Here is a 7,253-nt window from a genome sequence, read left to right on the forward strand (position 1 = left end):
TCAGTGACTCGTGGGCTTGTCGCCGCCCTGCTCGGCCTTGGGGCCGCCGGCCGAGATGCCGACGAGGGCAGGGCGCAGCACGCGCTCGCCGATCTTGTAGCCGACCTGGACCACCTTGGAGACCATGCCCTTGGGCGTGGCCGGATCGGGCGCCTCGAACATCGCCTGATGCAGGTGCGGGTCGAACTTCTCGCCCAGCGGGTCGATCTTGCGCACGCCGTGACGCTCCAGCGTCTTCAGCAGCTCGCGCTCGGTCAGCTCGACGCCGTCATAGAGTGCCTTGAGCGTGGCGTCGGCGGCGTCGCGCGCAGTGTCCGGCACGCTCTCGAGCGCCCGGCGCAGATTGTCCGAGGAGCCGAGCATGTCGCGGGCGAAGCTCGTCGCCGCATAGGCCTTCGCATCGGCGATCTCGCGCTCGGTGCGACGGCGCAGGTTCTCCATCTCGGCGAGCGTGCGCAGCAGCTTGTCCTTGAGGTCGTCGCGCTCGTTCTGGAGCGCCGCGATCTGGGCCTCGTTGCCCCCTTCGGTGGCCTGAGCCTGCTCGGGAGCGTCGGTCGCGGCTTCGAGGTTCGGGTCTTCCGTCGCAGGGTTGCGCGTCATTGCCTGTTCCAATTCCCATCCATCAATCTGGCTGGCCGTGCCGCCCGTCGCCGGGCCTGGCGGGTTTCCCCGGAAACGCGGCCGCGTTCGTGGCCGATATCGGGCTTATGGCGGCCCAAATCAAGCGCGCGCCGGGACTTTCGTCCTGGCCGACGCCGCCTTGCCCCCCTCGAACTCGAACACCTCCAGCAAGCTCTTGCGGATCGCGAGCTGGCGCGCGGTCGAGACGATCTTCGCATTGGTCAGGTCGGTGACGTAGAAAACGTCGACCGCCTTCTCGCCGAAGGTCGCGATATGGGCGGAGGCGATGTTGAGGTTGAGCTTCCCGATCGCGGTGGTGAGGTCGTAGAGCAGGCCCGGCCGGTCGAGCCCGGAGACCTCCAGCACCGTGTGGCGGCTGGACAGCACGTTGTCGATGACGATCTCCGGCGCGAGCTGGAAGGTCTGGCCGCGCGGCGGCGGCGCGCGGCGCTGCGCGACGAGATCGGCGATCTTGATCTCGCCCTTCAAGGCCCGTTCGATCGCCGCCGCGATCCGCCCGGCCCGGCGCAACTCGTCGTCGTCGCGGTCGAAGGCGCGCGAGACGGAGATGGTGTCGAGCGCGAGCCCGTCCGTGGTGGTGAAGATCTGCGCGTCGACGATGTTGCCGCCGGCCGCAGCGCAGGCGCCGGTGACGATGGCCAGAAGGCGCGGATGGTCGGGCGCGAGTACGGTGAGCTCGGTCACGCCGCGGAACTGGTCGGTCTCGACCACGGTCGCGGTGGTGCGGCCGGCCTTCTCCGCCTCGCTGAGGAAGCGTGCGTGCTTCTCCTGGTCGGCGAGATCGACCTTGATCCAGTAGGGCGGGTAGTGGCGCGCGATATAGGCCTCGCGCTCGGCCTCGCTCCAGTCGGAGAGCCGCTGCCGCAACTCGTCCTGCTTGCGGCCGACACGGGCCTTGCGCTCGACCGCCGAATGGCCGCCGGTCAAGACGAGCTCGGTCTCGTAATAGAGCGTGCGCAGGAGCTGGCCCTTCCAGCCGTTCCAGACGCCGGGACCGACCGCCTTGATGTCGGCGACGGTGAGGATCAGCAGGAGCTTCAATCGTTCCAGCGTCTGCACCGTGGCCGCGAAGCTCTCGATCGTCTTCGGATCGCCGAGGTCGCGGCTCTGCGCCACCGTCGACATGTCGAGATGGTGCTCGACCAGCCAGGCGACGGTCTCGGTCTGGCCCGGCGTCAGCCCGAGGCGCGGGCCGAGCTTGCGGGCGATGCGTGCGCCGGCGAGCGAATGGTCCTCCGGCCGGCCCTTGGCGATGTCGTGCAGGAACAGGGCGACATAGAGCGCCCGCCGGTTGGCGACCGTCGGCATGATCTCGTTCGCGAGCGGGTGCTCGGCCTCGAGCGTGCCGGAATCGATCTCGGCCAGCACGCCGATGGCGCGGATCAGGTGCTCGTCCACCGTGTAGTGGTGGTACATGTTGAACTGCATCATCGCCACCACCCGGCCGAAATCCGGGACGAAGCGGCCGAGCAGCCCGGACTCGTTCATGCGCCGCAGCACCACCTCCGGCGAGCGCCGCGCGGTGAGGATTTCCAGGAAGATGCGGTTGGCCTCGGGGTCGTGGCGCAGCCCGGAGGTGATCAGCCTGAGCGACTGCGTCACCAGCCGGCTCGTATCGGGATGGATGGCGAGGTCCTCGCGGCTGGCGATCTGGTAGAGCCGGAGCAGGTTGACCGGGTCGCGCTCGAAGGCGCTGTCGTCGATGACGGCGAGGCGCTGGCCCTTCAGGGTGAAATCGGTGTGGCCGAGGGCGCGCACGCGCTTGCGCTTGGTGAAGGAGCCGAGCAGGCGCGAGAGCGTCGCGCGCGGCTTCTGCTGGCGCGCCTCCAGCGCCGCGCAGACGATGGCGGTGAGGTCGCCGACATCCTTGGCGACGAGGAAATAGGCCTTCATGAAGCGCTCGACCGGTGCCTGGCCGCTGCGGCCGGCATAGCCGATGGCCGCCGCCACCTGCCGCTGCAGGTCGAAGGAGAGCCGCTCCTCCGCCCGTCCGGTGATGAAGTGCAGCCAGCAGCGCACGCGCCAGAGGAACTCCTCCGAGCGCTCGAACATCTGCAATTCCTGCGTGTCGAACAGGCCCGCCGCGACGAGCTCGCGCACATCCTTCACGCGGTAGGCGTATTTCGCGATCCAGAACAGCGTGTTGAGGTCGCGCAAGCCGCCCTTGCCATCCTTGACGTTGGGCTCGACCAGATAGCGCGAGGTGCCGGCGCGCTGCACCCGCGTCTCGCGCTCGGCGAGCTTCGCCTCGGTGAAGGCCGCGGCCGTGCCCTCGACCACCTCGGCGTCGAAGCGCCGGACCATCTCGTCGAACAGCGCCCTGTCGCCGCTGAGGAAGCGCGCTTCCAGCAGCGCCGTGCGGATCGTCATGTCGGCACGCGCTTCGCGGATGCAGTCGTCGACCGAGCGGACCGAATGGCCGGTCTTCAGCTTCAGGTCCCAGAGCGGGTAGAGCATGGACTCGACCACGCTCTCGCCCCAGGCGGTCTGCTTGTGCGGGAACAGGAAGAGCAGGTCGACATCCGAGCCCGGCGCCAGCGTGCCGCGGCCATAGCCGCCGACGGCGGCGACCGCGATGCGCTCGGATTGCGAGGGGTTGTCGGCCGGATAGAAATAGCCCGTCGCAGCCTTGTGCAGCGCGATGACGACCGCATCCATCACCGCGGACAGCCGGTGCGCGCAGGCGAGCCCGCTGCGCGGCCCTTCGAGAATGGCGCGGGCCGAGGCGTGGCCGTCGTCGAGGAGCTGGCGCAGCGCGCCGACGAGGAGCTGGCGCTTTTCGGCCTTGTCGCGCCGACGTGCCGAAGCCAGCAGGCGGGTGACGCCGGCCTCGGGATCTTGCAGCATCTCGGGAAGCGGAAGGGCGGGCTTGTCGTGGGCGGCTGACACGGCAGCAGGGTCTCGCTGTGAAGTCTGTTCCTATCATGACGGCGCGCTGCGCAGGAACGCTTAAAATATACGTGGATTTCCGTGAATTTTGCGGAAGACCATGCAGGTTTGTGTTGTTTGACATACAGAACGATTGGACCTAAGAAAAGGATACGCGCCGATTTGAGCCATCAGCTTGCGGGCGCGAAACAAGTGCAGCTAAAGCGTTGGGAGGGGCGATGAGCGCCCGATCCCTCGCATCGTCGACAAAAGAGGGATCATCCGATGACCAGCATCACCCGCCGTCTTGCGCTCGCCGCCCTGGCGGTCGCCGCGCTCGCCACTCCCGCCTTGGCGCAGCCCAAGGAGATCCGCCTGGATTACGCGACCTATAACCCCGTGAGCCTCGTGCTCAAGGAGCGCGGGACGCTGGAAAAGGCGCTGGAGGCCGACGGCATCAAGGTCCGCTGGGTCTTCTCGGCCGGCTCCAACAAGGCGCTCGAATTCCTCAATGCCGGCTCGATCGATTTCGGCTCGACCGCCGGCGCCGCCGCGCTGATCGGCAAGATCAACGGAAACCCGATCAAGTCGATCTATGTCTATTCGCGGCCCGAATGGACCGCCCTCGTCACCGGCGCCAAGAGCGAGATCACCAAGGTCGCCGACCTCAAGGGCAAGCGCGTCGCGGTCACGCGCGGCACCGATCCTCACATCTTCCTTGTCCGGGCGCTGGCCGATGCCAAGCTGACCGAGAAGGACGTCAAGCTCGTCCTGCTCCAGCACGCCGATGGCCGCCTCGCGCTGGAGCGCGGCGATGTCGATGCCTGGGCCGGGCTCGACCCGCTGATGGCGGCGGCCGAGGTCGAGAGCGGCGCCAAGCTGTTCTACCGCAAGCCCGAGGACAACACCTGGGGCATCCTCAATACCCGCGAGGCTTTCGCTGCGGAGAACCCGGCGCTCGTGCGCAAGGTCATCGCCGCCTATGAGGAGGCACGCCGCTACGCGCTCGCCAACCCCGCCGAGCTCAAGAAGATCCTGGTCGATTACACCAAGCTCTCCGAGCCGGTGATCGAGCGCCAGCTCACCCGCACGGATCTCACCCATTCCGCCATCGGGCAGGCGCAGATCGACAGCATCACCGCCGCCGGCATCGCGCTGAAGGACGCCGGCGTCCTGCCGGCCGCGACCGATGTGAAGGCGGCGGTCGACTCGTTGATCGATCGCGGCTTCCTCGCGACCAACTGAGGCGCGGCCCGGCCCGATGAGCGCGGTGGAGGCCGAAGCGGCTGGGACGGTCCGGCAGGAGCGGCAGGGCGGCCGCAAGCCGCGCCGTTCCAGCCTCGTTCTTCTCGGCTTCGTGCTGCCAGTGCTGCTGGCCCTGCTCTGGGAAGGGTTGGTGGCGGCAGGCATCGCCAATGGTCGGCTGATGCCTCCACCCAGCGTCATCGGCCGCACGCTCCGGGATCTGGCCGCCTCCGGCGAGCTCCTGACCCATGCGACGGCAACACTCTCGCGCGTCGCGGCGGGTTTCGGGCTCGGGGCGCTGGCGGGCACGGTCCTGGGCGCGCTGACCGGCGCCCTGCCGGTTGCGCGCCGCCTGCTCGATCCAACCTTGCAGGCGCTGCGGGCCATCCCTTCCATCGCCTGGGTGCCGCTCTTCATCCTCTGGCTCGGCATCTTCGAGGCCTCGAAGGTCGCGCTGATCGCGGTCGGCGTCTTCTTCCCGGTCTATCTCGGCGTCGCCGCCGCGATCCAGGGCATCGACCGCAAGATCGTCGAGGTCGGCCGGGTCTTCCGCCTTTCGCGGCTCGCCATGGTCAGGCGCGTCCTGCTGCCGGCGATCCTGCCGGACTGGATCACTGCGCTGCGCTCGGGCCTCGGCCTCGGCTTCATGTTCGTGGTCGCGGCCGAGATCATGGGGGCGAGCGAGGGGCTGGGTTACCTGCTCGTGGACGGCCAGCAGCTCGGTCGCCCCGACACCATCATCGCGGCCATCATCAGCTTCGCCGTGCTCGGCAAGCTGGCTGACGGCCTCCTCGTCGCCATCACGCGGCCCTTCCTCGCCTGGCAGGATACGGCGCGCGACAAGCTCTGAAGGCTTAACCCCGTGCTGAGTTTCGACCGGCTGTCCAAAACCTATGCCGACGGCACCCATGCCCTCTCGGCGATCGACCTCGAAGTCGGGCGCGGCGAGATCGTCGCTTTGCTCGGCGGCTCGGGCTGCGGCAAGACGACCTTGCTCAGGCTCGTCGCAGGGCTCGACACGCCGAGCGCCGGAGCGATCCGGCTCAATGGCGAGACCGTCGCCGAGCCCCGCGCCGATGTCGGCGTCATCTTCCAGGAGCCGCGGCTCTTCCCCTGGCTCAGCGTCGCGGAGAATGTCGGCTTCGGCCTGTCGCATCTCTCCGCCTTCGAGCGGGAAGGGCTGGTGACCAATGCGCTGGTCCGCGTCGGCCTCGCCGGCCATGAGAAGCGTTGGCCGCGCGAGCTCTCCGGCGGCCAGCAGCAGCGCGTCGCCATCGCCCGCGCCCTCGTCACCCGGCCGAAGCTGCTGCTGATGGACGAGCCCTTCTCGGCCCTCGACGCGACGACGCGGGCAAGCCTGCACGGCCATCTGCTGGCGCTCTGGCAGGAGAGCCGGCCGACCGTCCTGATGGTCACGCATGATGTCGAGGAGGCGGTGACGCTCGCCGACCGCATCGTGGTGATGCAGCCGCATCCCGGCCGGCTCTTCGACGAGCTCGACAACCCGCTCGCCCGGCCGCGTGACCGGCTCTCTCCGGCCTTCGAGGCGACGAAGCGCGAGGCGTTGCGCGCGCTCGACCGCTCGCTGCGCCACGAGGCGCCGCATCAGGAGAAGGCGGCCGAGACCGCCGGCATGTGGTGGTAGCCCGGCTGCGGCGCGCTGCCATCTCTGGCATTGGCCGCGGCTTCGTCCTATCAGCCGCATGACGCGATTTCACAGTCTGAACGAGAGGGTCGGTTCCATGGACGTCACCGCGCTGCGCGCCTTGCAGGCTCCCCTCAAGGACGAATACCGGAGCAACCCCGAGGCGGCGATCGTCACGCTCAAGGCCCATGGCGAGCTCGACGACCAGCACATCGCCTGCAAGGTCGAGACCGGCCGCGCCATCGCGCTGGCCGGCCTGCATCCCGCGACCGGCGGCTCCGGGGCCGAGCTCTGCTCCGGCGACATGCTGCTCGAGGCGCTGGTCGCCTGCGCCGGCGTGACGTTGAAGGCCGTCGCGACGGCGCTCGAGATCGAGCTGAAGAAGGGCGTGGTGCGGGCCGAGGGCGATCTCGACTTCCGCGGCACGCTCGGCGTCGTCAAGGATGCGCCCGTCGGTTTCAAGGCGATTCGCCTCTCCTTCGACGTCGAGACCGACGCGCCGCAGGAGAAGCTCGACACGCTGCTGAAGCTCACCGAGCGCTACTGCGTCGTCTTCCAGACGCTCAACGTGAAGCCGGAATTGTCGGCGGTGCTGGACCGAAAAGCCGTCTGAGCACCGCCTGGAGCGCTTTCGGGCGCGCCAGGTCTCGGTCGGGCAGGCCATTGACGCATAAAGAAAAAGAAAACGGCGCCTTTCGGCGCCGTTTGTGTTTGTGACGGAGCGCCTTGAAGGCCGGGCTCCCTCAGAACTCTTCCCATCCGGTGTCGATGGCGCGGCCATTGGCGACCTTGCGGGGGGCTGGGGCGGTCCGGGACTGGACGAAGGCGGCCTCGGCGAGCTGGCGCAGCCGCG

General features: G+C 68.6%; 6 protein-coding genes. 4 read left to right on the forward strand and 2 right to left on the reverse strand.

Annotated elements, in window-relative coordinates; translation table 11 throughout:
* Complete coding sequence (grpE, locus tag GGC47_RS19510) at positions 1-600, reverse strand: nucleotide exchange factor GrpE (RefSeq protein WP_038357764.1); 600 nt, start codon at positions 598-600, stop codon at positions 1-3.
* A gap of 120 nt (positions 601-720) precedes the next feature.
* Entirely contained in the window at positions 721-3,486 is a 2,766-nt protein-coding gene (locus GGC47_RS19515; RefSeq protein WP_429068604.1) for a [protein-PII] uridylyltransferase, read from the reverse strand.
* 309 nt (positions 3,487-3,795) lie between these two features.
* Here GGC47_RS19515 and GGC47_RS19520 point away from each other — a divergent pair, with 309 nt between their 5' ends.
* From GGC47_RS19520 to GGC47_RS19535, 4 genes are all read left to right on the forward strand, one after another.
* Positions 3,796-4,755, forward strand: coding sequence for an aliphatic sulfonate ABC transporter substrate-binding protein (locus GGC47_RS19520; RefSeq protein ID WP_142023383.1), 960 nt, complete (start codon positions 3,796-3,798; stop codon positions 4,753-4,755).
* Positions 4,756-4,771: 16 nt separating this feature from the next.
* Positions 4,772-5,605, forward strand: coding sequence for an ABC transporter permease (locus tag GGC47_RS19525; protein WP_142023384.1), 834 nt, complete (start codon positions 4,772-4,774; stop codon positions 5,603-5,605).
* Positions 5,606-5,617: 12 nt separating this feature from the next.
* A complete protein-coding gene (locus tag GGC47_RS19530; RefSeq protein WP_142023385.1) occupies positions 5,618-6,400 on the forward strand; it encodes an ABC transporter ATP-binding protein in 783 nt (260 codons plus the stop codon).
* Positions 6,401-6,497: 97 nt separating this feature from the next.
* Positions 6,498-7,013 (forward strand): OsmC family protein, encoded by a 516-nt coding sequence (locus GGC47_RS19535; RefSeq protein ID WP_142023386.1) that lies wholly within the window; start codon positions 6,498-6,500, stop codon positions 7,011-7,013.
* The last annotated feature ends 240 nt before the right edge of the window (positions 7,014-7,253 follow it).

It is taken from the genome of Allobosea sp. OAE752 (assembly GCF_050433265.1).
Taxonomy (GTDB): domain Bacteria; phylum Pseudomonadota; class Alphaproteobacteria; order Rhizobiales; family Beijerinckiaceae; genus Allobosea; species Allobosea spartocytisi.